This window comes from Streptomyces sp. NPDC049879 (assembly GCF_044461265.1).
Classification (GTDB): Bacteria; Actinomycetota; Actinomycetes; order Streptomycetales; family Streptomycetaceae; genus Streptomyces.
In genome coordinates this window covers 354,405-380,658 of sequence record NZ_JBITKT010000006.1, presented here as the reverse complement: position 1 = coordinate 380,658, position 26,254 = coordinate 354,405, and the positions used below count along the sequence as shown (strand labels likewise).

Genomic DNA, 26,254 nt, shown 5'->3' with positions numbered 1-26,254 from the left:
TCTTGCTCGTGTCAAGGGTATCGAACAGGGCGGGGCGGGGTGCTCAGCCTTTGAGCGCTCCGTTCATGATGCCGCCGACGATCTGCCTGCCGAAGATGACGAAGGCGATGAGCAGGGGCAGCGTCGCGATCAGCGCACCGGCCATGATCACACCCTGGTCCTGCACATAGCCGCGGCCCAGGTTGGTGAGCGCGACCTGCACCGTCGGGTTCTGCTGGGTGAGCGCGATGATCGGCCAGAAGAACTCGTTCCACGCCATGACGAAGGTCAGCATGCCCAGCACGGCCATCGCCGGCCGCGCCGCGGGGAAGACGACGTGCCATACGATCCGCAGGCTGTTGGCACCGTCCACGCGTGCCGCCTCGATCAGTTCGCTCGGCAGGGCCTGCGCCAGATACTGCCGCATGAAGAACACGCCGAACGCGCTCACCATCATCGGCAGGATGACCGCCTGGAGGTGGTCGGTCCACTCCAGGTTCGCGATGGCCATGAACATGGGGACGACCGTCAGCTGCGGCGGCACCATCATCGTGCCGATGACCATCATCATCAGCAGGTTCTTCGCCCGGAAGCGGAGCTTGGCGAAGGCGAAGCCGGCCAGGGTGGCGAAGAGGACCGTGGACAGCGTCACCGTCCCGGCGACGAAGACCGTGTTGATGACGGCCCGGCTCATGTTGGCGTCGTCCCAGGCACTGCCGAGGTTGTCGAACAGCCGGTCGCCGAACCAGAACGGCGGTGTCGTCTCGGCCAGCCGCGCCGTCGTGTGCGAGGCGGCGAACATCTGCCAGACCAGCGGGTAGAGCGAGCCGATCGTGAAGACGCCGAGGATCAGATAGGTCAGCCAGCCCGCGTGCAGCTGCCGCCCCGCCCGGGACGCGCGCCGCCGCTTCCGGCCGCCGTCGGGCGGGACCGCCGCCTGGCCGGGCGCGCCGGCCGTCCGCAGGGTCTCGGTGGTGGTCGCCATCAGTCCTCCTCGCCGCTGCTGCGGCTCACCCAGCGGGAGACCGCCCAGTAGATGAGCCCGATGACGATCAGCAGCAGGAACATCGTCCAGGCGATGGCCGATGCGCGGCCCAGATGCCGGTTGAACCAGCCCATCTCGTACAGGTACAGGCCCAGCGTCTGGTACTGGCCGCCCGCCCCGCCGTTCGCGTCGCCGCCGCCGAAGAGCATCGGCTCGCCGAACAGCTGGGTCGCGCCGATGGTGGACACGACGATGGTGAACACGATCGTCGGCCGCAGGGACGGCAGCGTGACGTGCCGGAACTGCTGCCAGCGCGACGCGCCGTCCAGCGACGCGGACTCGTACAGGTCGTTCGGGATGGCCTGCATCGCGGCCAGGTAGATCAGCGTGTTGTAGCCGGTCCAGCGCCAGATCACGATGGTGGACACCGCGAACTGGGAGGACCACTGGCCGGACTGCCAGTCGATGTTGTCCACGCCGACCAGGCCGAGCGCCCAGTTGATCGCGCCGTAGTCCCGCCCGTAGAGCATCGAGAAGACCATGGCGGCGGCCGCCACCGAGGTGGCGTACGGCGTGAGCATCGCGACGCGGAACAGCATGCTGCCCCGCATCCGGTAGTTGAGCAGGTGCGCGAGGCCGAGCGCCATCGCGAGCTGCGGGACGGTCGAGAGCACGCCGATGGTGAACGTGTTCGTCAGCGCGTCCCAGAAGAACTCGTCGTTCCACAGCCGCGTGAAGTTGTCGAAGCCGACCCACTCCATGTCGTTCGGGTGGCTCAGCGACACCTGGTGCAGCGAGGCCCAGCCCGTGTAGAGCAGCGGGAAGAGGCCGAACGCGGCGAAGAACAGGAAGAACGGCGAGATGAACGCGTACGGGCTGTACTTGAGGTCCCACCGGTAGCGGCGGGAACGGCGCGCCGTCCTGCGGGCCTCCTTGGCGTCGTCGCCTGGGGAGGGCGTCCGCTGGCGCGCGGGCTTCGGGCGCGGGGCCGCGCCCCCCGACGGTGCGGGGGGCGCGGCCTTCGCGTGATCGGTCGTCATGTGGTTGTCCACCTGTCCCGGGTCATTCCGCGAGTGCGTTGTCCAGGCTGCTGACGACGTTGTCCCAGGCGCTGTCCGGCGATTCACCCTGCTGGTCCACGAGGAGCAGGCCGTCGGTGATGCCTTCCTGGATCACCTGCTCGTACGGGCCGATCGGGCTCGACGGGATCTGCGCCGCGGCAGCACTGAAGATCTGGCCGATCGGGGCGTCGTTGAAGTAGGGGTGCGTGGCGTTCTGCACTTCGGGGCTCTGCTGGGCCTCGGTGGAGCTGGGGAAGCTGCCCCGCTCGGTGAAGACCTTGGCCTGCTGCTCCGGCGCGGTCAGCCAGGCGGCCAGCGCGACGGCCTCCTCGTGGTGCTCGCCCGCCTCGGGCACGCCGATGAAGGCGCCGCCCCAGTTCGACGGGGTGGGGGAGGCGGCGACGTCCCACAGGCCCTGGCCCGCGTCACCCGCCTTCTCCTGGATGTAGCCGAGCATCCACGCGGGGCAGGACGCGACGGTGGCGAACGCGCCGTTGGCGAACGCCCGGTCCCACTCCTCCGTGAACTGCTGCTGGGAGTCGGTCAGTCCGGCCTCCGAGGCCTCGACCGCCGTGTCCCAGGCCGTGCTGACGGCGTCACTGTCCTGGTAGACGATGTCGCCCGCGTCGTTGTAGTACCGCTCCTCGAAGCCGGACACGACCGCGTTGAACATGCCGCCGGCCGAGTCCATCCAGGCCACGTCGTCCGGGCCGCTCGCGGTGAACTCCTCGCCGGCCGCGAGGTAGGCGTCCCAGCCGTCGGCGAACAGGGCGCTGACCTCTTCGCGGTCGGTGGGCAGCCCGGCCTGCTCGAAGTAGTCCGTCCGGTAGCAGATGCCGGTCGGGCCGATGTCGGTGCCGAGGCCGATGATCCGGCCGTCCTGGTCGGTGGCCTGGTCGATCTTCCAGGGCGCGAAGTGGCTGGTGTCGACGTCCGAGTACTCGCCGAAGTCCACCCAGGCGTCGGAGAGTTCGCTGGTCATCTCGGCGATGTTGCCGACCTCGATGGCCTGGATGTCGGAGAGCCCGCTGTTCTGGGCGAGGCGGGTGCGGAGCTGGGCGATGTAGTCGCCGTTCTCGGTGATCGAGTCCTGCTCGATGGTGATCTCGGGGTGAAGCTCCATGTACTCGTCGTACAGCCCCGACTCCTCGTAGCCGAACTGGCCGAACACACCGACGCGCAGGGTGATCTGGTCGCCGCCACCACTGGCGTCGTCGTCACCCCCGTCGTCGTCGCTGGAACAGGCGGCCAGCAGACCGGTGGCGAGGGTTGCGGTGAGGCCCAGAGCCACGGCTCTGGACGTCCGGCGTGAAGGCCGGTGGGTGGAACGGACTTTACTGCGCATGACGGCTCGTCCTCCTGGCGCACACTGACGTTGCCTTCCCAGCGGGTGTAACGAGGTGTGGGGGGAAAGGTCCTGGGTTCGGAACGTACGGGTTCGGTAGGGTTCCTATGGCGTGGGAGCGCTCCCAATCTTGCTGGGTTGAAGGGTTCCCGAGGCCCTCGTGAGTGTCAAGCCGTTGGGCCCCACGTCTCGTATTCCGTGATGTAGTTGGAGCCTGGCGCGCAAACGGGAGGTTGCGATGGCAGTGGCAAGACGCGGCATGGGCCGCGATGGGAGACCTACCCTGGAGCAGGTCGCGGCCCGCGCGGGCGTGGGGCGTGGCACCGTGTCCCGGGTGATCAACGGGTCTCCGCGGGTGAGCGACCGCACCCGTGCCGCCGTGGAGGCGGCGATCGCGGACCTGGGGTACGTGCCGCACCAGGCGGCGCGTGCGCTCGCCGCGAACCGGTCGAACGCGATCGCCCTGGTCGTCCCCGAGGTCGAGGCGCGCGTGTTCGCCGAGCCGTTCTTCTCCGGGATCATCCGCGGGGTCAGCGCCGAGCTGGCGGACACCGACATCCAGCTCCTGCTGACCCTGATCAGGGCGCCGCGCGAACGCGCGCGCTTCGCCCAGTACGCGGCCAGCAACCGGGTGGACGGCGTCCTCCTGGTCTCCGTCCACGGCGACGACCCGTTGCCGGACCAACTGGCCGAGATGGGCCTGCCGGTGGTGATGACGGGCCGCAGGTCCGCCGACGAGCCGGTGCCGCACGTGGACTGCGACAACGAGGGCGGCGCCCAGCTCGCCGTCGAGCACCTGCTCGGCCGGGGCCGCACCACCGTCGCGACGATCACCGGCCCGTCCGACATGTACGCGGCCCGCTGCCGTCTGGAGGGCTACCGCGAGGCGATGCGCGCCGCCGGGAAGCGGCCGGACGACGAGCTGATCGCCATGGGCGACTTCACCGAGGAGAGCGGGCACGCGGCCATGCGGGAGCTGCTGCGCAGGCGGCCCAACCTCGACGGGGTGTTCTGCGCGTCGGACCCGATGGCCATCGGCGCCCGCCGCGCGCTGCGCGAACTGGGCCGGACGGTACCGGGCGACGTGGCGCTCGTCGGCTTCGACGACTCGTCGCTCGCCCGGCACATGGACCCGCCGCTCACCAGCGTGCGGCAGCCGATGGAGGGCATGGGCCGCGCCATGACCCGCGCGCTGCTCCAGCAGATCCACGACCACGAGCCGGAGGGACCGCATCTGGTCCTGCCGACGGAGCTGGTGCGACGCGCGTCATCCTGACCGGTTCCGCGCCCCGGGCCGCCCTCCGGCCCGGCGGGACGCCGACCTCCCTCCCGGGCCGCCGGGCCCGGGGAAGGCGTCCCGCCACCGGAGCCCCCGGGGCGCGACGCCGAGTCCGCGAGCCGCGCTGGCTCATGGCCCCGGAGGGCGCCCTGGCCCGGTTGACGCGCGTCACGCCGGACTGCGAGCCGATGGTGGACGCTGGTGTGTTCCGGGGCGGCCTGATCGCGCCGTGTCGGCGGCCCGGTTGGTGTGTCACTGCAGTTCCGGCCCGGTGTTGCTTCGGCGCGTGCGGGATCTTCTGTGCGGCCTGGCTTTCGGGCGCCGTGACGCGTGCGCGGCGCGGTTCCGGTGAGCCGCGCGGCGCGGCTGCTGGGTCGTGAGACAGAGATGGATTTTCCGCCTCCGAAATCGCTCGTGTCGGGTGCTGTGTCGGCGGTCCGGTGGCGAACGTCACGTCGGTTCGGATGGACTGCCGCTCCCGGCGGTGTGCGCTTTGCCCGTGCCGCCTGGGCCGTGCGCGTCACGCCGGACTGCGAGCCGGTGGTGGGTGGGTGTGCGTGACCGCTCGTGTCAGGGGGCGGGCTGAGCTGCGGGTTGTGCCAGCTCCCGGGCGGCATGGCTCGTGCGCGGTGTGGTTCCGGTGAGCCTTGGCCACATGTCGCGGTGGGGTGGCCGCTGTGGTGGTGGGTGGGATTGCGGGGGTGCCCGTGGGCGGTGGGGCGGGTGTTCTGTGCACTTCGTCTCCGCGCTGTGCTGCTGGTGGCTTGAATGGTGTGCCTCAGAGTCGGCCGGTGGCTGTGACCGCTTGAGGGTGTGCGAGGTCTTCCGTGTGCTTCGGTGGCGCTGGGGCGTGCCCGTTTGCGGAATCGCCTTGTCGACATCGGGGCGCCCTGGCGGTGCGTCGGTGTGCGCACTGCAACGCGACCCGAGGAGACGCGGTGGGCGCCTGGTGGTTTCCACGGGTCGGGCTGCCGCGTACGGCTGGCCCGCCGAGGGGGTGGATGGCGCATGGTCGTGGTGGGGTGGCTGCGTGATGTGCGTCACGTGTCCTGTCGTGCTCGGTGCCTCGTCCCGTCTGGCCGGAAGCCGGCTGGAACCGGGACATGCCGGGCCGGACATCGTCGTGCCGTACGGGTTGTCCGGACGTGGGTCGGGGTGACCGTGCCGACCGCCGGTGGCCGACCGCGCTTTTCCCCGGGTGGCCGTGGCGGGTACTGTGGCCGCAGCGAAGGGGAGTAGTCCCGCATCGCCGGCGGTCGACATACCGGTCCTCCAGGGGACCCGGTCGCCGGGCCAGCGCGGTCACGCGGTGGCGGACGAGACCTTCGGCTTCGGCATGACACGTCGTTTCCCCTTGTCCGGGGAGCGGCGATCCATCGTGCCGGGCCGAGTGGTCCTCCCACATCTCCGGTCGAGATGCGCGGTGCCGCAGGTCCGGCCCGCACAGAGAGCCTCGTCCCCATGTCACTCGACCTTGTCGCGATCGTCACGGCCTTCGGCCTGATCTTCCTGGCCGAACTGCCGGACAAGACGATGTTCGCGTCCCTGGCCATGGGCACCCGGATGCGCCCGCTCTACGTCTGGTTCGGCACCTCCTCCGCGTTCATCGTGCATGTCACGATCGCCGTCGCGGCCGGTGGGCTGCTCGGGCTGCTGCCGGACTGGTCGGTCAAGCTGGTGTCGGCCCTCCTGTTCGCCTTCGGCGCCTTCCTCCTCCTGCGCGGAGGCGGTGACGACGACGAGGACGAGGGTCCGGCGCGCACGGTCACCGGTTTCTGGCCTGTCTGGTCCACCGCGTTCATGGCCGTGTTCATCAGCGAGTGGGGCGACCTCACGCAGATCACGACGGCCAACCTCGCCGCGACCAACGGCGCCCTGTCCACCGCCATCGGTTCGGCCATCGCCCTCATGAGCGTCTCGGCCCTGGCGCTGCTCGCCGGGCAGTTCATCGCCAAGCGGGTGCCGCTGCGGATCGTCCAGCGCGTCGGCGGGCTGTGCATGCTCGGACTGGCCATCTGGACGGCCGTCGAGATCTTCGTCTGACGAGCCCCGGGGCCACCCGGTCGCGGTGCGATTCGCGGGGTCGGCATGGGTGGCCCGGGGCCGGTCCGGCACTGCGGGACGGCCGAGTCGGAAGCGTTCCCTCTCCGGACGGACGCGGCACGTTGTCGCGGCCGGTGCGGGGGAGGGCTTTCCCGGGACGGCCTCCGCCACGTCCGGCTCACCGCGCGCTGCCCATGGGGCCCTGTGGCCGGTCGGGGAAAGCGAACGTTCTGCCGGTCGTGGAGCCTGAGCGTCGCGGGCGGTCCACCGGGGGCCTTGGCCGCGTCGTCCACCTTGGTCCCGTCCTGACTCCGGCGCTCGCCCGGTGCCAGGGTGCCTCCAGCTCGCGCCGAGGCCCGGGGACACTCAGGGTGGCCGCGACATCGTTGGTGCGGAGAGGCAGGCGTCGGGGGCGGCTCGTGACCGTGTGACGCTGGCAGTCGCGGGTGGCCCGGTACCGCTGTGGAGCGGGGGCCATGCCCGTCGTGGAGCCTGCGCGTCGCGGGCGGTCCGCCCGGGGGCCGTGGCGGTGTCGTTCTGACCCCGGCGCTCGCGCGGTGCCAGGGGTGGCCGCGGCATCGTCGGTGTGGGAAGGCAGGCGTCAGGGGAGGACCGTGGCCGTGTGGTGGAGGTGGTCGCAGGCGGTCAGGTGCCGTGTCCGGCAAGGACGGTCGGGGTGTGCGTCGTGCGGTGTCGTGAGATGTGGGGTGCGCCGTATCGAGCATGTACGAAGAGTAGTTACCGATACGGAGAGTAGTCAACTTCCTCTTTCGTGTGACGCAGCGCCACCCCCGGCGCCTGGCGGGCGCCGGGGGTGGCGGCCTGGCTCATGGCCGCGCTGTCCGGGGTGGGCGGTTCAGCTCACGGGCGGGTACGCGTTGGCCAGCAGCTCCTGGAACTGCGCCGAGAACCAGTCGCCCGAGAGCGGCGCGTCCGGCAGGGCACCGGACGGGTTGTGCCCGTTCCGCGCGTTCCCCTGGTACGCCGGGTCGCACATCTCGTCGAAGCCCTTGCCCTCGTCGTTCGGGATCTCCTCGCTCGCGCCGTCCGACTCACCCGGCGGCTTGACCCACGCATAGGCGTCGATCCCCGGCACGGGAGCCGCCGTCGGCCGCTCGCCCAGCCCGGCACCGGACTGGTTGCACCAGTTGCCGGTGTGGATGCGGCCGTCCGTCCTGCTCGCCTCGACGTACGCGTTCACGTCCGTCATCGGCCCGGGCCCGGTGGGACGGTCGGGACCGCCCCAGCCGTTGCGCGAGGTGTCGATCAGCATCCCGATCCCGGGGTCGAAGCCCCGGCTCACCAGCTCCTCGCGGAAGCCCAGCGCGAACGACTGGTTGTCGTTGTACTGGTTCCAGTCCACCCACTCCGACTGGCGGACCGGGGTGCCGTTCACCGTGTCGTCGATGCTGTAGTACGGCTCGACGGTCGGCCCGTAGTTCGCCGTGTTCACGATGAACCCGGCCACGTCGTCGACCGACGCGCCGTTCGACGTCGCGGTCTGGTGGAACAGGGCGGCGGACGGCCCGAAGTTGCTGTCCCAGCCGAGCCAGCCGAAGTGCCCGGCGTCGACGTAGTTGTACACGTTCTCGATGGCGCCGAGCTGCGCGAGCGCGTACGAGACGCCGGTGACGTAGTTGCCGTTCGCCAGCATCTCCTGGCAGTTGGCGGTCGCGGTCTCGCCCGAGACGTTCGTCACCAGGTTGGGCAGCGAGTCGATCTCGACGATCGTGGCGACGCGCAGGTTCTCGTACTGCTCGTAGTCCTGCAGGATCGACGCGATCGGGTCGATGAACTCGTCCCGGTACCGGTCGATCTCGTCCGGGCCCAGCTCGCCGTTGGACGCCAGCGCCGCGCAGTCGCGGCCCGGCAGGTCGTACACCACGACCTGGAACACGATGGGCTCGCCGCCCGCCTGCTCCAGCGCCGTGTCGAGGTGCTCCCGCAGGCCCATGGCCCCGCCGGTGCCCTCGATGGCCGCGATGCGGTCCAGCCAGACGGCGGTGGGCTCGTCGGCCACCGCCGCGCCGCCGGGCTCGGCCGCCGCGCGGGCGGACCAGTCGGGGTTGACGTAGACCTGGGCGCCCTCGTAGGGGTTGTCGACGCGCGCGAGGGTGCCGGGCGCGTCGGCCGCCGAGGCGGGCCCGAGCGGGCCCGCGCCGACGGCGAGCGCGCCGGCCAGGACGCCGGCCGCGAGTGCCGCGCGCCGCGCGCGGCGGTGTGGGGGTCGGATGCGGCTCATTGCTGATGTTCCTCCAGAGGTTGCGGCGGCGCGGGCGCCCCGCGTGCGGGCGCCGGGTGCGCCGCCGTGTTCGGAAGGGGGAGGGAGCGCCGGCGGACGCCGGACTCCCGTGCCGTCGTGGCGCCGTGCGGTGCGCCGGAGTCGCGCGACCGTCGCCGGGCATCGCCCTCGGCCCCCTGCCGTTCCCGCGCGCGGCCGGACCGCGCGGCGCACGGATGCGGCGCGCTCCTGGTGGGGCCACAGGGCGGCTCGTCCTGGCCGGCCCCGGGCGGGGCGGCCGCGAGGACGCGGGAGGGGTGGGGGATGTGTGGGGGGATGTGGGGGTGTGTCATGCGGAACGGCTCCGGTCGTCCGGCGCGCCGCCAGCGGCGCCTGACAGCTTGGGACCGCTCCCACTGGTTGCACGGGACCGTATGCCACCCGACCCGCTCCCGCCAAGGGGGCGGGACGAATTGATGCCGCCGGGCGCGGCGGGGCGGTGAGGTGCCCGTGCGGGCGCGGCCCTCCTCCGCGTAGGCGGCCGGGAAAGCGCCGCCCCGTGCTCACGCGGAGGGCGGCGACGCGCGTGACCTGCGGGAAGCCGGGGCCAGGGGTACGCGGCCGGCTCGGGTGAGGTGTCGCCCGGCCGGGGGTAACGAGGCGGGCGGAAAGGGCCTTGTCGCGTCCGCGATTCGTGCCGGTGGCGACGCGGACGGGCGCGGCCGGATCGAGGGCGGGGCCTTCCGCCGATCGCCTTTTCCGCACGGGGGGTTGACTGCGGCGCGGCCGTCCCCGAGGCTTGGGAGCGCTCCCACTGGTTTCCGTGCACCCGCCCCACGCGCGTGCACCTCCTCACCCCCACGACATCCGAGGAGGCGGAATGGGAATTTCCCGCCATGCCCGCGGCCGTACGCGGGCCACACCACACACACCCGGACATCCGCCCGCGCCCTGACCCGCGCGGGCCCGGCGCCACGCCACGCGGGGCGCGCGACCGGCGCCGGGCCTGGCCGGGGAACGGGCGGCTCCCGTTCCCCGGCCGTCCGCACCTCCCGGTTCGGCGGGGAGGCGCGGGCACCGTCCCGGGGCCCGTCTCCGAAGAGGACGTCCGGCCGCCCGCGGCTTCCCCGGGTGTGCGCGATCACGAGACGCCGGATCGCACGCCGGAGTGCCCCTGCCCGGATGCGCCCCCAGGCCACCGGGCCGGGGAGAGCCGCGAGCAGGGCGGCCTTGAGGAGACGGGCCCCAGGGCCCCGGCGGTGCCGAACGATGCCCGCGCCGCGCCGCGCAGCAAGGAATTCATCATTCCTTCACAGGCGCCGTCGGCCGTGCTCCGCCAGCACTCCGCGCCCCCGGAGGCGAACGCCGTATTGCCGCAGTATTGCCCCGTGCTGCGCGGCATCACGGCCGGTCAGAGCGCCTGACCAGCCCTCATTACACTGACCGCATGCGGATTTCCGAGCGATTCCTTTCCTGTCGGGCCCACCGCCCGCTCCCTTTCTGACCGCTCGTCCGCATGCCTTTCCGCGCCCCGGAGTTCCCGCGCACCCGCGTCCCGGCGCGCCCGGAGCCGTTCCCACTCTTCCGCCCCGCGATCGCGGCGGCATTCCTGGAGTTCCGTGATGCCTACCGTCCATTTCACCCGCGCCGACGTCGAACACGAGGCGGGCAGGAAGCCGTGGACCGACAGCCGTGAGTTCACCGACGAGGTGGACCCGGAGAGCATCGCCGACTCCGGCGTCATCTACTCCCGGGCCGCCGCGGAGGCGGGGGACGCGGGCGGCAAGGCGCGCAGGGCCACCGACACGGCGGCCGAGGCGGGCAGCGTGGACGCGACGACACTGGTGGACGCGGACCGGCGCGTCGAGGAGACCTCCCGGGCCCTGGGCGACGACGGTGACGACGCCGCCACCGTCGCCCACTACCTCGCCCTCGCCGCCAAGGACGCGTTGCACACCGCGCACGACGTGGACGAGGCCGTCCACGGCAAGGGCGGCCTGGAGGAGGTCTACCAGCGGGAACTGGAGGCGGCGGGCCGTGACTGGGCCGACTGGCAGGCACGCCCGGCGCAGACCCCGGTGCCGGAGCTGGCCCTCGTGCCGCCCGCGCGCACCCCGGGCGGGCTGCTGCCCCCGCCCGGCGGCAATCCGCCGTGGCCGGGCTTCAGCGAGTCCCCCGAAGTCGCCGCCGGCCGCATCCGCGCCCGGCACCTGGCCGTCGTCAAGGCCGCGGCCGTCACCGCCGCCGAGACCGTCGACGACGACATCACGGCCTACCACCGCCGCCTCACCGACTACGGCAGCGAACTGGCCGAGCACCACTACGACATCGCCGACAGCCCGCTGCACCTGTGGACCACCGAGGGGATGGCGCGCCACCTCGCCGACCAGTTCACCGGCGAACTCGACCGCCGCCCCCCGGACCCGGACCGCCTCCTCGCCCTCACCGAGGGCCTGTCCGCCATCCTCACCGACCCGTACGCCGCCCCCGGCACCCCGCCCGACCCCCTCACGGAGACGACCCGCGCGTACCTGGAGGCGTTCCTCGGCGGCCTGGACGCGGCCGATCTCGCCGCGCTCGGCGCGCTCACCGAGCGGACCGAGGGCCTCGACCCCGGCCAGGCGGGCATCCAGTTCGCCGCGGCCCAGCGCGTGGCCAACAGCGTCATGCTGCTGCTCGACCCGGATCTCGGCGGCGTCGATCCCGCCGACCCGCAGCAGTCCGACGACATACCCGCCGCCGTACGCCCCTTCCTCATCGGTACGGGCGACACCACCCTCGCGGAAGGCCTGACCCCCGCCGTCCTGACGCAGATCAAGGCACCGGACGGCGCGTACCGGGACGCCCTGACGGCCTTCAACGGCTTCGGCACGCTGATGGCCACCGCCGACACCCCGCCAGGCGACGCCTTCGCACGCGTCCTGGCCAACACGGCGGTCACCGCCCAGTCCATGACGCAGTACCAGTACATGGACGGCGGCTACGAGGACCTGGCCAACAGCGGCAGCGGCGACCTGCTGTCCGCCGTCGCCCTGAACACCGAGGCCAGCGCCGGACTCCTCACCGACGACAACTTCCGCGAAAGCGTCCTCTCGCTGCACTGGGAGGACAGCAGCGGCGCCGCCGCGCTCATCGGCAGCGGCACCACGATCCCGGAGGGCGTGGACGAGCACAGCGACGCCGCCCGCCCGTACGTCGAGGCCGCGTACGACGTGCTGGCCTACGCCGGGGACCACACCGGCGACATCCAGGGCAAGCACAACGGCACCATCGCCCAGTACGCCCCGCTGGACCACTCCTCGCTCGAACGCGCCGTGGGCGACACCATGGTCCGCTACATGAACCTCGTCTCCCAGCTGTCCGGCGAAGCCGGTTCCTCCGGATTCCACTCCGCCGCCGACGGGGGCGACACGCTCTTCTCCAACCTGCTGGGCGAGAACTACACGCACGCCTTCGAGCTGAACCGCGACCAGCAGCAGGGGCTCTTCCGCCTCATGCACCACGCCGACGACGAAGTGCGCACCGGCTTCGAGCGCGACCTGACCGCCTGGAAGACGGCCACCGCGTACCAGGCGTTCCTCGACGACAAGCACGCCCCGTCCGCCCTCCAGGCCGTGGGCCGCGTCGCGGGCTTCGAGGACCACGCGGCGCGCGAGAACGACTCGGGCGGCCTGCCCATGAAGCAGCGCATCACCGCGATGAACACCATCAGCACCGCCGCCTGGGTGGGCGCGGGGCTCGCCGGTCTGGGGGCCGTGCCGTACGCGGGCGTCAGTGTCGGCGCGTACGGCCTGATCGAGGGCCTGCGCTACACCCTCCCCGACCCGGGCGACAACGGTGTCCGCGCCGCGCAGTGGGACTCCATCGAACGCGGTGACGAGCCCATCCGCACCATCGTCGCCTACGCCGCCCAGGCCGCCGACTACGAGAACCCGACGCGCGGCGAGAGCGCCCGCGACTACCCGCTGCCCAAGCCCAACGGCATCAACGAGACGGACATCGCCAACGGTGTCGCCGACCTGGAGGGCAACATCTACCCGGGCTACTGGGGGCAGGTCGTCAAGGGCTTCGACCAGGGCTCGCTGCGCACGGACTGAGCCGCACTCAGCACCAGAACCACCAGCAGTCGTCGTCGTCCTCCCAGTCGTCCCCGCCCCCGCCGTCATCCGTCGGCGTGGGGTCCGGGGTCGGCGTGGCCGTGTCCGTCGGCGTCGGCGTGGGGGGCGTGGGGGTCGGCTGCGGGTCCTCCGTCGCCGGGGGCGGCGGTACGGGGCCGCCGCCGGTCGGGTCGGCGGGCGCGGACGGCTCGGGGTCGGGCGTGGTCCCGTCCGTCGCGTCGCCGTCGTCCGCCGGTCCCGACGGCGCGGTGTCGTCCGCGTCCTCCCCGCCGACGTCCTCCCCGGTGTCGGTGGCGGTGCCCTGGGGCGTCCCGCCTGCCCCCGGCTCCGGCACGGTGGGCGTCCCGGGGTCGGCCGGTGCCGACGTGCCGCCGTCCGGCGTGGGCTCCCCCGACGGCGAGGACGACGCCGCCGCCTCCGGCTCGCCGCCCCCGCCGGACGGCACGAACGCGGGCAGCCCCACGTCGCCCACCTCCGCCACCGCCACCCCGAGGAGCAGCAGCCCGAGCACCGTCGCCACCGCGTACCGGCGCCGCGTACGGGGCCGCGCCGCGTGCGCGGACCTGCCGCGCCGCGTGCCGGGCGCCCCGTCGTCCGCCGCCTCGTCCTCCGGCACGGCGTCGAGCGGGGCCGTCACGTCGGGCGCCACGACGGGGTTCGCCCCGGTGTCCTCGCGCCCACGCTCCGTCAGCTGCCCGCAGCCCGGGCAGATCAGCGCGCCGTTCAGATGCCTGCGGCAGGTGGAGCAGTAGTCCATGGGTGGGGCCCCGTCTCTGGGTGGGACGGCGTGGGGGATGGCGAACACCATAGCGCCGCCCGTCCGCGGGCCCGACAGGGCGGAGCCCCGGAGCGTGTGAACGCCCCGGGGCCCCGGTGGTATTGCCATGGTGCGGTGGTGCGGTGGTGCTGCGGTGTCACTCGCCGAAGAGGTCGGCGTACGTCGCCAGCGCGATGGCGATGTCCGCCTGCGCCCAGAAGCGGTGGTAGGTGAACGTCGGCGCCTCGCCGCCGTTCAGGTACGCCTCGACCGCCGGCCAGTCCGGGTCGTCGTGGTAGAAGGTGCGGATCGACTCGAACGTCGAGCCGGGCTCGATCGTGTCGCCGTTGGGCATCGTGCCGCTCCAGCCGGACGGGATGTAGATCTCGTCGTCGAAGCGCGCGAAGTCGGTGCGCTGCTCGGGCACCGCGACGCCCAGGTCGTCGGAGTTGGCCCACAGGGCGTCGAGCAGCCCGGCGGCGGCCTCCTGCGCCTCGGTGTCGCCGGACGCGGCGGCGTAGTACGCCAGCGCGTTGGCCAGCGAGCCCGTGACACCGGCGTCCTGCGAGTGCGCGGTCACCTCGACGTGCAGGCCGCCGTTGTCACCGGGGTTGGCGGCGTTCCACGTGTCCGGGGCGCCCGACCACTCCAGCGTCGCCGGGATCGCGTAGTCGCCGCCCGTGCCGATGGTCACCTCGCTCAGGACCCAGTCCACCCACTTGTCGAGGACCTCGCCCGCGAGCGCGTCGTCCGACGAGTAGTAGTACTCCGCGAGACGCTGCATCGACCACGCCTGCATGCCGAACCACTGGTTCGACGGCGGGTCGTGGTAGACGGGCTTCTCGTCGTAGAACATGCCGTAGAACGTGGGGGTGCCCGCCGGGGGCGTCCCGTAGTGGCCCTCCCAGCTGTTCGTCGCACCACCCGCGATGGCGCCCTCGTCCGACTGCAGCCAGCGGTAGAACTCCAGCTGCCGCTGCAGGCTGGTGTCCCAGTCGTCGTCCGCCGTGGGCGAGTTGGGCACGAGAGCCGCGTCACTGCTCAGGGCGTACGCGGCCATCGGGTTCTGGTACCCGAAGTGCGCGTAGCTGGACCCGATGCGCCACGCCCAGCCGGCCGAGCTGTCCAGCGCGCCGCCCCACGCGTAGTACCAGGACAGCAGGTAGTGCGCGCTGTCCTTGCCGCTGGCGGCGGGGCACGCGGTGGCGCCCACGCAGTTGCCGATCTCCTTGAAGTACTTGTCGTACATCGCGTAGCGCAGGTAGTCGCCCATACGCGACGCCTTGTCGACCGTCGTCGCGACGTCGGCCTGGTTGCCCTGCTCGGCGGCCCACTGGTTGGCCCAGTACGCGGCCTGCACCGCACGCGCGTCGGCGTCGGGCGCGTTGGTGTACCGCCACTGCTCCGCGTAGTTGGAGTCACCGGTGAACAGGTCGAGGTACCCGTTCTCCCCGCCGTACGTGAAGTCCTCGCACGACGGCTGCGGCACCGTCTCCCACACCGACTCCTGCGGCCCGCGCTGGAAGGTGTTGATGAACGTCGGGTCGCCCGCCGTGCCACCGCAGGCGTCGCCGTAGCCGTAGATGTCGTCGACGTCCTGGATCCAGTGCATGCCGTAGATGTCGTCCGTGTTGTACGTGGACGACAGCTCGTTCGCCAGCGGGTCGTCGCCCACCGGGACCGACTGGTCGAGCTGCGCCGGGTAGTCGGCCGGGTCGTTGCTCTCCGGCGCGTAGGTGGCGGGGGAGCCGGGGTCGTAGAAGCTGTTGGTCGGCTGCTCGTCCGCCTCGGGGATCATGAATTCCTCCATGACACCCCACGCGTCGTTGAACGGCCCCCAGTCGCCGGTCACCCTGCCGTACTGGGCCTCAAGCCAGATCAGGTACGAGTACGCCTCCGACGTCGTCTCGTGCCCGTAGTCCGGCGCCTCCACCAGCAGCGTCTCCACGGCGTGGTAGGGGATGCCCTCGTCGGAGAAGTACCCGTTGGCCGGGTTCTTCACCTTCTCGTACAGCTCGATGAACCGCTCTTCGTACTCGCCTTCGGCCTCGCCGAGCTGCGTCACCGTGACCGTCGCCGCGTCGTGGCCGGGCGCGCTCGCGGTGAACGTCGCCGCGCCGCTGCCCGTCGCGGCGGCCGTGACGGTGACCTGCTGCGTGATGTTCCAGTTCGACGGCGTGAACGTGCGCGTGGCGCCCGCCGTCACGGACAGGCCGGTGTTCCCCGCGGTCCTGGCGGTGCTCACCGTGACGTTGCCCGCCGGCTGCTCGCTCAGCCGGATGCCGAACGTGCCGGTGCTGCCCGACTGGATCGCCAGCGAGGAGGGCGTGGCGACGACCGCCGCGTCCTCCGGCTCCTGGGGGCCGCCGTCGTCGCCGCAGGTGACGCCGTTGACGGTGAAGGCGGTGGGGGAGGTGTTGGCGCCGGAGTAGTTGAAGTTGGCGCCCGCGCTGACGGAGGCGCCGGGGGCGATCCCGGCGTTCCAGGTCGTGTTCCTGACGGTGACGGTGCGGCCGGACTGCGACCAGGTGCCGTTCCAGCCCTGCTGGAGCTGCTGGTTCCCGGCGTACGCGTAGACGAGCGTCCAGCCGTTGACGGCGGTGTCGCCCGTGTTGGTGACCGTGACGTTGGCCGTGAAGCCGGAGCCCCAGTCGTTGGCGGTGTAGTCCACCGCGCAGCCGAACGCGGCGGCCGACGCCGTCGTGCTCTGGCCGAGCCCGGCGGTGAGGCCCATCGGCAGCGCGAGGGCGATCAGTGCGGCGAGGCGGCCGCGCCGCACGCGCCTGGCGCGGCGGCGCAGCTCGGGCTGCGACGGCGGTGGGGCTCCTGGCGGAGCACTCTTGCGAACCCGCATGACAGCGGTCCCTTCCTTGCGGCTCGGGTCGTGGGATGCGTCCGATCGGTGCGGACGGCGCTCGTCCGGTGGTCGCGGGCGACAGTCAATGGGAGCGCTCCCAAGAATGTGAGGGGGGCGCGTACGCGTCAAGTCTTCTGACAGAACGCCATGGTGACCCGGCTTTTCCCTTGAGCTGCCTGAGGTGAGTGGTCAGCGAGTCGACAAGTTTCTTGACCGCGACCCTGGCGCCCGACGGCGGTTGCCGCTACGTTCCCCTCAGTCAGTGGGAGCGCTTCCAAGGTAGTCACACGCCAGGACGGGCGTCGTACCGGTCGCGACGACGCCCCGGCCGCGAGGCGACGGGACTCCGCAACCACCGAAAGGACCCCCATGAGCCGCACCACCCACCCACCCGCACGACGCAGGCGCTCGGCCCTGCTGACGGCCGGTGTCCTGGTCGCCGCCGGCCTGAGCACCGGCGGAATGCTGCAGGGCACGGCGTCGGCCGCCGCGTTCGGCTGCGACGTGGACTACTCCGCCAACGACTGGGGCTCCGGCTTCACGGCCAACGTCACGGTCACCAACACCGGTGACACCGCCACCAACGGCTGGACCCTCACCTACTCCTACGCGGGCAACCAGCAGCTCCAGCAGGGCTGGAACGGCACCTGGTCGCAGTCCGGCCGCACCGTCACCGTCCGGAACATCAGCTGGAACGGCACCATCGCCCCCGGCGCCTCCGTCAGCACGGGCGCCAACTTCAACTACTCGGGCACCAACGCCGCGCCGACGTCCTTCTCCGTCAACGGCGTCACCTGCGGCGAGGACCCGGGCGGCCCCGGCGAGCCGGGAGAGCCCGGCGAGCCCGGTGAGCCCGGCGACCGCGTGGACAACCCCTACGCCGACGCCGGCGTGTACGTGAACCCCGAGTGGTCCGAGAACGCGGCGGCCGAGCCGGGCGGCGCGGCGGTGGCCGACGAGCCGACCGCCGTGTGGCTCGACCGCAGGGCCGCCATCCAGGGCGTCAACGGCGGCATGAGCCTGCGCGACCACCTCGACGAGGCCCTGGTCCAGGCCGAGGAGTACGACGACTTCGTCTTCCAGGTCGTCGTCTACAACCTGCCGGGCCGCGACTGCGCCGCGCTCGCGTCCAACGGCGAGCTGGGCCCGACGGACATCGACATCTACGAGTCGGAGTTCATCGACCCGATCGCCGAGATCCTCGCCGACCCGGCCTACGCCGACCTGCGGATCGTCACGATCCTGGAGATCGACTCCCTGCCGAACCTGGTGACCAACGTCAGCCCGCGGGAGACCGCCACGCCGCAGTGCGACGTGATGAAGGCCAACGGGAACTACCAGGAGGGCATCTCCTACGCCCTCGCCGAGCTGGGCGACATCCCCAACGTCTACAACTACATCGACGCCGGTCACTACGGCTGGATCGGGTGGGACGACAACCTCCTCGCCTCGGCCCAGCTGTTCAAGACGACCGCCACGATGAACGGCGCCACGGTGAACGACGTGGCCGGGTTCATCGTGAACACGGCGAACTACGGCCCGACCGTCGAGCCGTACTACACGATCAACGACTCGGTGAACGGCACCTCCGTCCGCCAGTCCAGCTGGGTCGACTGGAACCGCTACGTCGACAACCAGTCCTTCGCGCAGGGCTTCCGCCAGCAGCTGGTCAGCCTCGGGTTCAACTCGAACATCGGCATGCTGATCGACACCTCGCGCAACGGCTGGGGCGGCCCCGACCGTCCCACCGGGCCGGGCCCGCGGACCGACGTCAACGCGTTCGTGGAGGGCAGCCGCACCGACGGCCGCATCCAGGCCGGCAACTGGTGCAACCAGTCCGGTGCCGGTCTCGGCGAGCGCCCGACCGCCGCGCCCGCGCCCGGGATCGACGCCTACGCGTGGATCAAGCCCCCGGGTGAGTCGGACGGCGCGAGCGAGGAGATCCCGAACGACGAGGGCAAGGGCTTCGACGGGATGTGCGACCCGACCTACCAGGGCAACCCGCGCAACGGCAACAACCCCTCCGGTGCCCTGCCGGACGCCCCGCTCTCCGGCCACTGGTTCTCCGCGCAGTTCCAGGAGCTGCTGGCCAACGCCAACCCGCCCGTCAACTGATCCGCCCGTCAGCCGGCCCGCCGGCCGGCTGACACCCCGGGTCTCCTGAATCCCCCCTGGTCAGGAGCCGACCGGCCGGCGCCGGAGCCCACCCGTGGGCTCCGGCGCCTCGCCATGACCGCGCGTTGCCGACCCGTCACCGAGGGGTGACGGGTGGGACTGTCGGTGCCCGCCACTACCCTGGGTCGTATGTGTGGACGGTATGCGGCGAGCAGAAGGCCCGAGGACCTCGTGGGGCTCTTCGACGTCTCGCTCTGGGACCCGGAGCAGTCCCTCGCGGCGGACTGGAACGTGGCGCCCACCAAGGAGGTGTACGCCGTGCTGGAGCGCCCCGTGCGCGGCGGGGCCCCGGAGCCGGTGCGGCAGCTGCGCGCCCTGCGCTGGGGCCTGGTGCCGTCGTGGGCGAAGTCCCCGGAGGGCGCGGCCCGCATGATCAACGCGCGCGCCGAGACCGTCCACGAGAAGACGTCCTACCGCCGCCCGTTCGCCGCCCGCCGCTGCCTCATACCCGCGGACGGCTACTACGAGTGGGTCACCGGCGGCGCCGAGCGCGCCGAGGAGGAGAAGGGGAAGCGCAAGCGCCCCCGCAAGCAGCCGTACTTCGTCACCCCGGTGGACGGATCGGTCATGGCCTTCGCGGGCCTGTACGAGTTCTGGCGCGACCGGACGCTGCCCGACGACCACCCGTCCGCCTGGTGGGCCACCTGCACCGTGGTCACCACGGAGGCGGAGACCGAGCCGCTGCCCGAGCCCGCGGGCGAGGACGGCCCCGCCGCGCTGGCGGACATCCACCCCCGGATGCCCGTCGCCCTGCCCCCGGACCGCTGGGACGCCTGGCTGGACCCGGCGCGCACCGACCCGGAGGCCGTACGCCCCCTGCTGGCCGGGCTGCCCACCGGCAGGTTCACGGCCTTCCCGGTGCCCGCCGACGTCAGCAACGTCAGGAACAACGGCCCCGACCTCCTCCGCCGCCTCCCCGCCCCGGAGGCCGGGACCCTCTTCTGAGCGGCGCCCGCGGCGCGGGGAGCGGCGCGGGAATGCCACCGCCCCCTCCCGCGTTGTCGCCCGTGACAGCCGACAGAGGGAGTCCGCACCATGCATTCCGCAGGATCGACCGCCTGCCCGCCCAGGCCCGAGCGCATCGCGTCCGCACCGCAGACGCGCGCCGCCGAGGTGGACTGGGCGACGCTGCGGCTGGCCGCCGGGCGCACCTCCCGACCGGCGGACCTGCCCCGTCGTCGTCTATCCTCCGAAGCGGGCGGGCCCGCCACGGGGCTCACGACGTTCCCGGAGGAGGTGGGTCACGTCACCGGCACGGACGACGGCACGCGTGACGACGCGAACGGCACGGCACAGGAGACCGAGGCGGAGCGCAACGCACGGTTCGAACGCGACGCGCTCGGCTACCTCGACCAGATGTACTCCGCCGCGCTGCGCATGACGCGCAACCCCGCGGACGCCGAGGACCTCGTGCAGGAGACCTACGCCAAGGCGTACGGCTCGTTCCACCAGTTCCGCCAGGGCACCAACCTCAAGGCGTGGATGTACCGCATCCTCACCAACACGTTCATCAACTCCTACCGCAAGAAGCAGCGCGAGCCGCAGCGCAGCGCGGCGGAGGAGATCGAGGACTGGCAGCTGGCCCGCGCGGAGTCGCACATGTCCACGGGCCTGCGCTCCGCCGAGTCCCAGGCGCTCGACCACCTGCCGGACTCGGACGTGAAGCAGGCGCTGCAGGCGATCCCCGAGGAGTTCCGCATCGCGGTGTACCTCGCGGACGTCGAGGGCTTTGCGTACAAGGAGATCGCCGACATCATGGGTACTCCCATCGGCACGGTGATGTCCCGGCTGCACCGCGGCCGCCGCCAGCTGCGCGACATGCTGGCGGACTACGCGCGCGAGCGCGGGCTGGTCCCCGCCGGGGCGGAGAAAGGCGCAGGGTCATGACCGGTGAACCGTCGTCCCACCCCACGGACTGCTCCGAGGTCCTCGGCCGTCTCTACGAGTACCTGGACGACGAGATGCCGGACGGGGACTGCGCCAAGTTCCGCGAGCACATCGACGAGTGTTCGCCGTGCCTGGAGAAGTACGGCCTGGAGCAGTCGGTGAAGAAGCTCGTCAAGCGCTGCTGCGGCCAGGACGAGGTGCCCGCCGACCTGCGCGCCAAGGTGCTCGACCGCATCGACCTCATCCGCGGCGGCGACGCCCCGGCCCCCGGCCCGGCCGGGCACCGCGCGCCGTCCTGAATCCGCGCCGCCGACACGCCCGGGAGCACCGCCCGGTCACCCGAACGGCCCCGCCCCGTCCCCCGTACGCCCGGCGCGCCACCGTCGCACGCCGGGCGTCCGTGTGCCCCGCCTCCGCGCCCCCGCCGTCTCGCGCGCGCCCTCCGGCTGACCCATGCTGTGAGCAGGAGCCGGTTCGCCCATGGTTGGATGCCATCGGGTCAGGACAGGAGAACGGTGAAGTGCACGCATCGAGGCGGGAATCAGGCAGGGGCACGTGAGGATCTTCGGCAGGGTCAGGCAGCGGCCGTCCAGTGACTGGCGGCTCGCCACCGACCGGGCTTTCACCCTCATCGACGACGGCCGCTACGAGGACGCGGACGCGCTGCTGACGCGCGCCGCCGACCTGGAGCCCTGGCTGTCCGAGTCCTGGTTCAACCTCGCGCTGCTGCACAAGTTCCGCCACGACTGGGAGCAGGCCAGGTCCGCCGGGCTGCGCGCCGTGGCGCTGCTGGAGAAGGACAGCGGCGCCCCCGACTGGTGGAACGTCGGCATCGCCGCGACCGCGCTCCAGGACTGGCCGCTGGCCCGCCGCGCCTGGCAGGCGTACGGCCTGGCCGTCCCCGGCGAGGCGTCGGCGACCGGTGAGCCGCTCGGCATGGACCTGGGCGGCGCGGCCGTGCGGCTGTCGCCCGAGGGCGAGGCCGAGGTCGTCTGGGGCCGCCGCCTCGACCCGGCCCGCATCGAACTGCTGAACATCCCGCTGCCCTCGTCCGGCCGCCGCTGGGGCGAGGTCGTGTTGCACGACGGGGTCCCGCGCGGCGAGCGGACCATGACCGGCGTCACCGGCGGCACGTCCGTCTACCCGGTCTTCGACGAGATCGAGCTGTGGGCGCCCTCGGCCGTGCCGACCTGGGTGGTGCTCATCGAGGCCGCCGCCGAGTCCGACCGCGACGCGCTGGAGCGCCTCGCCGCCGACGCGGGCTACGCGGCGGAGGACTGGTCGTCGTCCGTCCGCCTGCTGTGCCGGGCGTGTTCGGAGAGCCGGATGCCCAGCGAGCAGGGCGACGGCATGGCGCAGCACGACCCGCACGACCACAGCCTCCCGGGCCGTCCGGGACCGCTGGGGCACACGGGCGCGGGCGCCCTGTGGTCGCCCGAGCGCGAGTGCGGCATCGCGGCGCCGGGCGCGCTGGTGCGCGGCCTGCTCGACGGCTGGGTCGCGGACAGCCCGGACAGCCGGGACTGGCGCGACCTCGAAGAGGTGTGCTGACCCCGCCCCCGCCCCCGTCGCGTGTCCCGCGCACGTCCGCCGGACCCGTCACCCGGGCCCCGGGCGCGCCGTAAGCTGTACGGATGAACGGCCGGGCGCGGCCGACCCAGGACACGGAAGAACAGACGGCGGAGACGATGGCGCAGCACGACACCGATGAGCCGGCCGGCGACGAGTTCGCCGACGACACCCAGGACTGCGAGGAGCGGGAACGGGCTTACCGCGAGCGCGGGACCGCGCGGCCCATCACGGTCGTCGGGCACCCGATGCTGCACCGGGAGTGCCGGGAGGTCACCGACTTCGGCGACGACCTCGCGGCCCTGGTGGACGACATGTTCGCCAGCCAGCGCGCGGCCGAGGGCGTGGGGCTCGCGGCCAACCAGATCGGCGTCGATCTGAAGGTGTTCGTGTACGACTGCGCCGACGACAAGGGCGTCCGGCACGTCGGCGTCGTCTGCAACCCGGTCCTCGACGAGCTGGCGGCCGGTGAGCGCGTCCTCGACGACAGCGACGAGGGCTGCCTGTCGGTGCCGACGGCCTACGCCGAACTGCCCCGCCCCGACTACGCGGTGGTGCGCGGCCAGGACGCGTCGGGCAAGCCGATCGCCGTGCGCGGCACGGGCTACTTCGCCCGCTGCCTCCAGCACGAGACGGACCACCTGCACGGGCGCCTCTACATCGACCGCCTGTCCAAGCGGGACCGCAAGCGCGCGCTCAAGATGATGGACGAGGGGACGCCGAAGTACGAGACGGTGCCCAACGACTGACGGGCCGACGGCTGACGCGGGCGCGCGCACCCACGCGCGCCGCCCGCGTCAGCTGTCGAACTCCTGTGTGGTTGACGCGCGTTGACCGGATGGGTCACGCTCAGGGGGAGCACGGTTCCACCCTTCTCCCCACAGCACGCTCCCGTCCAGGAGGCGAAATGTTCAGACGAGTGGTCCGCTCCTTCCTCAGCCTTGTCATGCTCGCGTCACTCGCGGTGGTGGGCAACGTCGTCATGGCCGGCACCGCGCAGGCCGACGGCTGCTACACCTGGGGCCGCAGCCTCAGCCAGGGCGCGACGGGCGAGGACGTCCGCCAGCTTCAGATCCGCGTCTCCGGCTACCCGGCGTACGGCGCGGTCCTCGCGCTCGACGGCTCCTACGGCCCCGCCACCGCCGCGGCGGTGACCCGCTTCCAGCAGGCGTACGGCCTCTCCGCCGACGGCGTGGCCGGCCCGCAGACGTTCACCAAGATCTACCAGCTCCAGGACAACGACTGCACGCCGGTCCACTTCACCTACGGCGAGCTGAACCGCTGCAACACCACCTGGTCCGGCGGCGCCGTCAGCGCGGCCACCGCCCGCGCCAACGCGCTGGTGAACATGTGGAAGCTGGAGGCCCTGCGCCACGCCCTCGGCGACCGGCCGATCAACACCAGCAGCGGCTTCCGCTCCACCGCCTGCAACAACGCGGCGGGCGGCTCCGCGTCGAGCCGCCACCTCTACGGCGACGCCATCGACCTCACCGGCTCGCCGACGTTCTGCCAGATCGTCCAGCGGGCGCGCTACCACGGGTTCAACGAGATCCTGGGCCCCGGCTACCCGGACCACAACGACCACGCGCACCTCGCGAACCGGTCCAGCCGCTTCTGGTCCGCGCCCAGCTGCGGCATCTGAGCGCGTCCCCGTTTGACATCAAGTCCACTTGAAGTCCGACGATCCTCGTGTCAGCTTCCGACACCGCGCCCGGCGGAGCACGCCGGGCGCGGTGTTCAGCAGAGGGGATCGCCCATGTCATCCGGAACGCAGTCATCCGGAACGCGTCGCCTGCGCGTCGCCGTCATCGTCGGGAGCGTGCGGGAGGGCCGTTTCGGCACCATCGTCGCCCGCTGGTTCGCGGACCTCGCGGCCGGACACGGCGGGATCGAGGTGGACGTCGTCGACCTCGCCGACACGCCCCTGGCCCTGACCATGGACGGCACGGGCCACGAGGAGCTGGGCGAACGGCTCGCCGCCGCCGACGCGTTCGTCGTCGTCACGCCCGAGTACAACCACAGCTTCCCGGCCGGTCTGAAGAACATGATCGACTGGTTCAACCGCGAGTGGCACGCCAAGCCGGTCGGCTTCGTGTCGTACGGCGGCCTCGCGGGCGGCCTGCGCGCCGTCGAGCAGCTCCGCGTCGTCTTCGCCGAGCTGCACGCCGTCACCATCCGCGAGACGGTCAGCTTCCACGGCGTCTGGGGCCACTTCGACGACGCGGGCGCCCTCACCGAGCCGAAGGCCGCCACCGACGCGGCGACCGCCCTGCTGAACCAGCTCGCGTGGTGGGCCCACGCGCTGCGCGAGGCCAGGGCGGCCAGCCCGTACGTGTCATGAGCCGCCCGTCCATATCGCCGGGGGCGACGGCCGCTGTCGTCGTCCTCGGCTCGATGATGACGGTGCTCGACACGACGGTGGTCAACGTCGCGCTGACCCGGCTCGCCCACGAGTTCGACGCCTCCCTCACCACCCTCCAGTGGGTCGCCACCGGCTACACGCTCGCCCTCGCGACGGTCATCCCGCTCACCGCGTGGGCCATCGGCCGGATCGGCACGAAGCGGCTCTACATGCTGTCCATCGGCCTGTTCACCCTCGGCTCGGCGCTGGCCGGGCTCGCGTGGAGCACCGAGTCGCTGATCGTGTTCCGCGTCGTCCAGGGCCTGGGCGGCGGCATGGTGATGCCGGTGGGCATGACGATCATGGTCCGCGCCGCGGGTCCCGACCGGCTCGGCCGCATGATGACCCTCATGGGCCTGCCGGTCCTCATCGGGCCGCTCGCCGGGCCGCCGCTGGGCGGCTGGCTGGTGGACGACGTGTCCTGGCGGTGGATCTTCTTCCTCAACGTGCCCATCGGCGCCCTGGCGCTGCTGTTCGCCGGACGCCTCTTCCCCCGCGAGGACCCGCGGGGCGGCGCGCGCCTGGACGTCCCGGGACTGCTGGCACTCTCGCCCGGCCTCGCGCTGCTGATCTACGGCCTGGCCACCGGCGGCGAACGCGGCGACTTCACCGAGCCGGGCGCCCTGCTGCCCTCGGCGGCGGGCGTCCTGCTGGTGGCCGCCTTCGCCGTCAGGGCGCTGTCGGCGCGCCACCCGCTGCTCGACCTGCGCATCCTGCGGCGCCGCACCGCCGGTTCCGGGGTGGCCGCCCTCGGCTTCTACACGGCGGCGTACTTCGGGTCGATGATGCTGCTGCCGCTGTACTACCAGGTGGCGCGCGGGGAGTCCGCCACCTCAGCGGGCCTCCTGGGCATCCCGCAGGCGCTGGCCACCGGACTGACGATGCAGGTCAGCGGCCGTCTGCTCGACCGGGTCGCCCCGGGGCGCATCGTGCTCTCCGGCATGGCGACGGCGCTGCTCGGCTTCACCGGTTTCGCCACGCAGGTCGGCGCGGACACCCCGTACTGGCGGCTGATCCTGCCGATGGTGGTGATGGGCGTGGGGGTCGGCTCGACCATGATGCCGATCATGACGGCGGTCAACCGCGGGGTGCCGCCCGGTGAGGTCCCGGTCGTCAGCACCCTCCTCGGCATCGTCCCCCAGATCGGCAGTTCGATCGGCGCCGCGCTGGTCTCCGTCGTCCTGGCCGGGAACATGGAGGACTCCCTGCCGGAGGGCACCGACACCCTGGGCGCCGTCCAGGGGGCGGGTCAGGACGTGCGGGAGGCCATCGGTCCGGCGCTGGCCGACGCGTTCCAGCACACCTATGTCTGGCCGATCGCGCTGATGGCGCTGGCGGTGCTGCCCGCGCTGCTGCTGCCCCGCACCCGCCCGGAGCCGGTCACGCCGCCGTCCGCCGACCGGCAGCCGCCGGTGGAGGCCGCCCTCTGAGCCCGGCCGCGGCGCGGTCCGGGGGCGCGTACGGCATCGCCACGCGCGCCCCCGGACCGCGCCGCGCGTTTCACTGTGCGGTCACGGCTGGTTATCCTCGGTGACCGTCCGGCCAACCCGGCCGGGCGGAACGGGACTTGTGCCCGC

At 72.3% G+C, this 26,254-nt stretch carries 19 protein-coding genes; 13 read left to right on the top strand and 6 right to left on the bottom strand.

Going from position 1 to position 26,254, the window contains the following annotated elements:
* Nucleotides 1-43 precede the first annotated feature (43 nt).
* The 3 genes from ACIBPC_RS22425 to ACIBPC_RS22415 are packed head-to-tail and all read right to left on the bottom strand — an operon-like array spanning nucleotide 44 to nucleotide 3,316.
* Nucleotides 44-964, bottom strand: coding sequence for a carbohydrate ABC transporter permease (locus tag ACIBPC_RS22425; protein ID WP_398846990.1), 921 nt, complete (start codon nucleotides 962-964; stop codon nucleotides 44-46).
* Nucleotides 964-2,004, bottom strand: a complete 1,041-nt coding sequence (locus ACIBPC_RS22420; protein WP_362961740.1) for a sugar ABC transporter permease — start codon at nucleotides 2,002-2,004, stop codon at nucleotides 964-966. The genes ACIBPC_RS22425 and ACIBPC_RS22420 overlap by 1 nt, the downstream gene beginning before the upstream one ends.
* A 22-nt stretch (nucleotides 2,005-2,026) precedes the next feature.
* Nucleotides 2,027-3,316 (bottom strand): extracellular solute-binding protein, encoded by a 1,290-nt coding sequence (locus ACIBPC_RS22415; protein ID WP_398846987.1) that lies wholly within the window; start codon nucleotides 3,314-3,316, stop codon nucleotides 2,027-2,029.
* A gap of 292 nt (nucleotides 3,317-3,608) precedes the next feature.
* On the opposite strand from ACIBPC_RS22415, the gene ACIBPC_RS22410 reads away from it, so the two are divergent.
* Both ACIBPC_RS22410 and ACIBPC_RS22405 read left to right on the top strand, forming a co-directional pair.
* Entirely contained in the window at nucleotides 3,609-4,646 is a 1,038-nt protein-coding gene (locus tag ACIBPC_RS22410; RefSeq protein WP_362961736.1) for a LacI family DNA-binding transcriptional regulator, read from the top strand.
* Nucleotides 4,647-6,110: 1,464 nt separating this feature from the next.
* Nucleotides 6,111-6,692 carry a TMEM165/GDT1 family protein gene (locus tag ACIBPC_RS22405; RefSeq protein ID WP_362961734.1) on the top strand — a complete coding sequence of 194 codons (582 nt, stop codon included), beginning with the start codon at nucleotides 6,111-6,113 and terminating at the stop codon, nucleotides 6,690-6,692.
* A gap of 856 nt (nucleotides 6,693-7,548) precedes the next feature.
* Here ACIBPC_RS22405 and ACIBPC_RS22400 read toward each other — a convergent pair.
* Entirely contained in the window at nucleotides 7,549-8,934 is a 1,386-nt protein-coding gene (locus ACIBPC_RS22400; protein ID WP_398846985.1) for a glycoside hydrolase family 6 protein, read from the bottom strand.
* Nucleotides 8,935-10,172: 1,238 nt separating this feature from the next.
* Between ACIBPC_RS22400 and ACIBPC_RS22395 the strand changes: the two genes are divergently transcribed.
* Together ACIBPC_RS22395 and ACIBPC_RS22390 are read left to right on the top strand one after the other, a co-directional pair.
* A complete protein-coding gene (locus tag ACIBPC_RS22395; protein WP_398846981.1) occupies nucleotides 10,173-10,337 on the top strand; it encodes a hypothetical protein in 165 nt (54 codons plus the stop codon).
* Between the two features lie 198 nt (nucleotides 10,338-10,535).
* Nucleotides 10,536-13,010 carry a hypothetical protein gene (locus tag ACIBPC_RS22390; RefSeq protein WP_398846979.1) on the top strand — a complete coding sequence of 825 codons (2,475 nt, stop codon included), beginning with the start codon at nucleotides 10,536-10,538 and terminating at the stop codon, nucleotides 13,008-13,010.
* Between the two features lie 7 nt (nucleotides 13,011-13,017).
* Here the strand turns inward: ACIBPC_RS22390 and ACIBPC_RS22385 are convergent, their stop codons facing one another.
* Together ACIBPC_RS22385 and ACIBPC_RS22380 are read right to left on the bottom strand one after the other, a co-directional pair.
* Nucleotides 13,018-13,788 carry a hypothetical protein gene (locus ACIBPC_RS22385; protein ID WP_398846977.1) on the bottom strand — a complete coding sequence of 257 codons (771 nt, stop codon included), beginning with the start codon at nucleotides 13,786-13,788 and terminating at the stop codon, nucleotides 13,018-13,020.
* Nucleotides 13,789-13,945: 157 nt separating this feature from the next.
* Nucleotides 13,946-16,642, bottom strand: coding sequence for a glycoside hydrolase family 48 protein (locus ACIBPC_RS22380; protein WP_398846975.1), 2,697 nt, complete (start codon nucleotides 16,640-16,642; stop codon nucleotides 13,946-13,948).
* 372 nt (nucleotides 16,643-17,014) lie between these two features.
* On the opposite strand from ACIBPC_RS22380, the gene ACIBPC_RS22375 reads away from it, so the two are divergent.
* The 9 genes from ACIBPC_RS22375 to ACIBPC_RS22335 all read left to right on the top strand — a co-directional run bounded on the left by ACIBPC_RS22375 (nucleotide 17,015) and on the right by ACIBPC_RS22335 (nucleotide 26,107).
* A complete protein-coding gene (locus tag ACIBPC_RS22375) occupies nucleotides 17,015-18,760 on the top strand; it encodes a glycoside hydrolase family 6 protein (RefSeq protein ID WP_362961724.1) in 1,746 nt (581 codons plus the stop codon).
* A 189-nt stretch (nucleotides 18,761-18,949) separates the two neighbouring features.
* Nucleotides 18,950-19,765: an SOS response-associated peptidase gene (locus ACIBPC_RS22370; RefSeq protein ID WP_362961722.1), complete on the top strand. Its 816-nt coding sequence runs from the start codon at nucleotides 18,950-18,952 to the stop codon at nucleotides 19,763-19,765.
* A 291-nt stretch (nucleotides 19,766-20,056) separates the two neighbouring features.
* On the top strand, nucleotides 20,057-20,707 hold the full coding sequence (locus ACIBPC_RS22365) for a sigma-70 family RNA polymerase sigma factor (RefSeq protein ID WP_362961905.1): 651 nt from the start codon (nucleotides 20,057-20,059) through the stop codon (nucleotides 20,705-20,707).
* A complete protein-coding gene (gene rsrA, locus ACIBPC_RS22360; RefSeq protein ID WP_362961720.1) occupies nucleotides 20,704-21,006 on the top strand; it encodes a mycothiol system anti-sigma-R factor in 303 nt (100 codons plus the stop codon). Before ACIBPC_RS22365 ends, rsrA begins: the two co-directional genes overlap by 4 nt.
* 256 nt (nucleotides 21,007-21,262) lie before the next feature.
* Nucleotides 21,263-22,258 carry a hypothetical protein gene (locus tag ACIBPC_RS22355; RefSeq protein WP_362961718.1) on the top strand — a complete coding sequence of 332 codons (996 nt, stop codon included), beginning with the start codon at nucleotides 21,263-21,265 and terminating at the stop codon, nucleotides 22,256-22,258.
* A gap of 137 nt (nucleotides 22,259-22,395) precedes the next feature.
* Entirely contained in the window at nucleotides 22,396-23,025 is a 630-nt protein-coding gene (def, locus tag ACIBPC_RS22350) for a peptide deformylase (protein WP_362961903.1), read from the top strand.
* A gap of 158 nt (nucleotides 23,026-23,183) precedes the next feature.
* A complete protein-coding gene (locus tag ACIBPC_RS22345; protein ID WP_398846972.1) occupies nucleotides 23,184-23,918 on the top strand; it encodes a D-Ala-D-Ala carboxypeptidase family metallohydrolase in 735 nt (244 codons plus the stop codon).
* 114 nt (nucleotides 23,919-24,032) lie between these two features.
* Nucleotides 24,033-24,617, top strand: coding sequence for an NADPH-dependent FMN reductase (locus tag ACIBPC_RS22340; protein ID WP_398846970.1), 585 nt, complete (start codon nucleotides 24,033-24,035; stop codon nucleotides 24,615-24,617).
* A complete protein-coding gene (locus tag ACIBPC_RS22335; protein ID WP_398846968.1) occupies nucleotides 24,614-26,107 on the top strand; it encodes a DHA2 family efflux MFS transporter permease subunit in 1,494 nt (497 codons plus the stop codon). The genes ACIBPC_RS22340 and ACIBPC_RS22335 overlap by 4 nt, the downstream gene beginning before the upstream one ends.
* The last annotated feature ends 147 nt before the right edge of the window (nucleotides 26,108-26,254 follow it).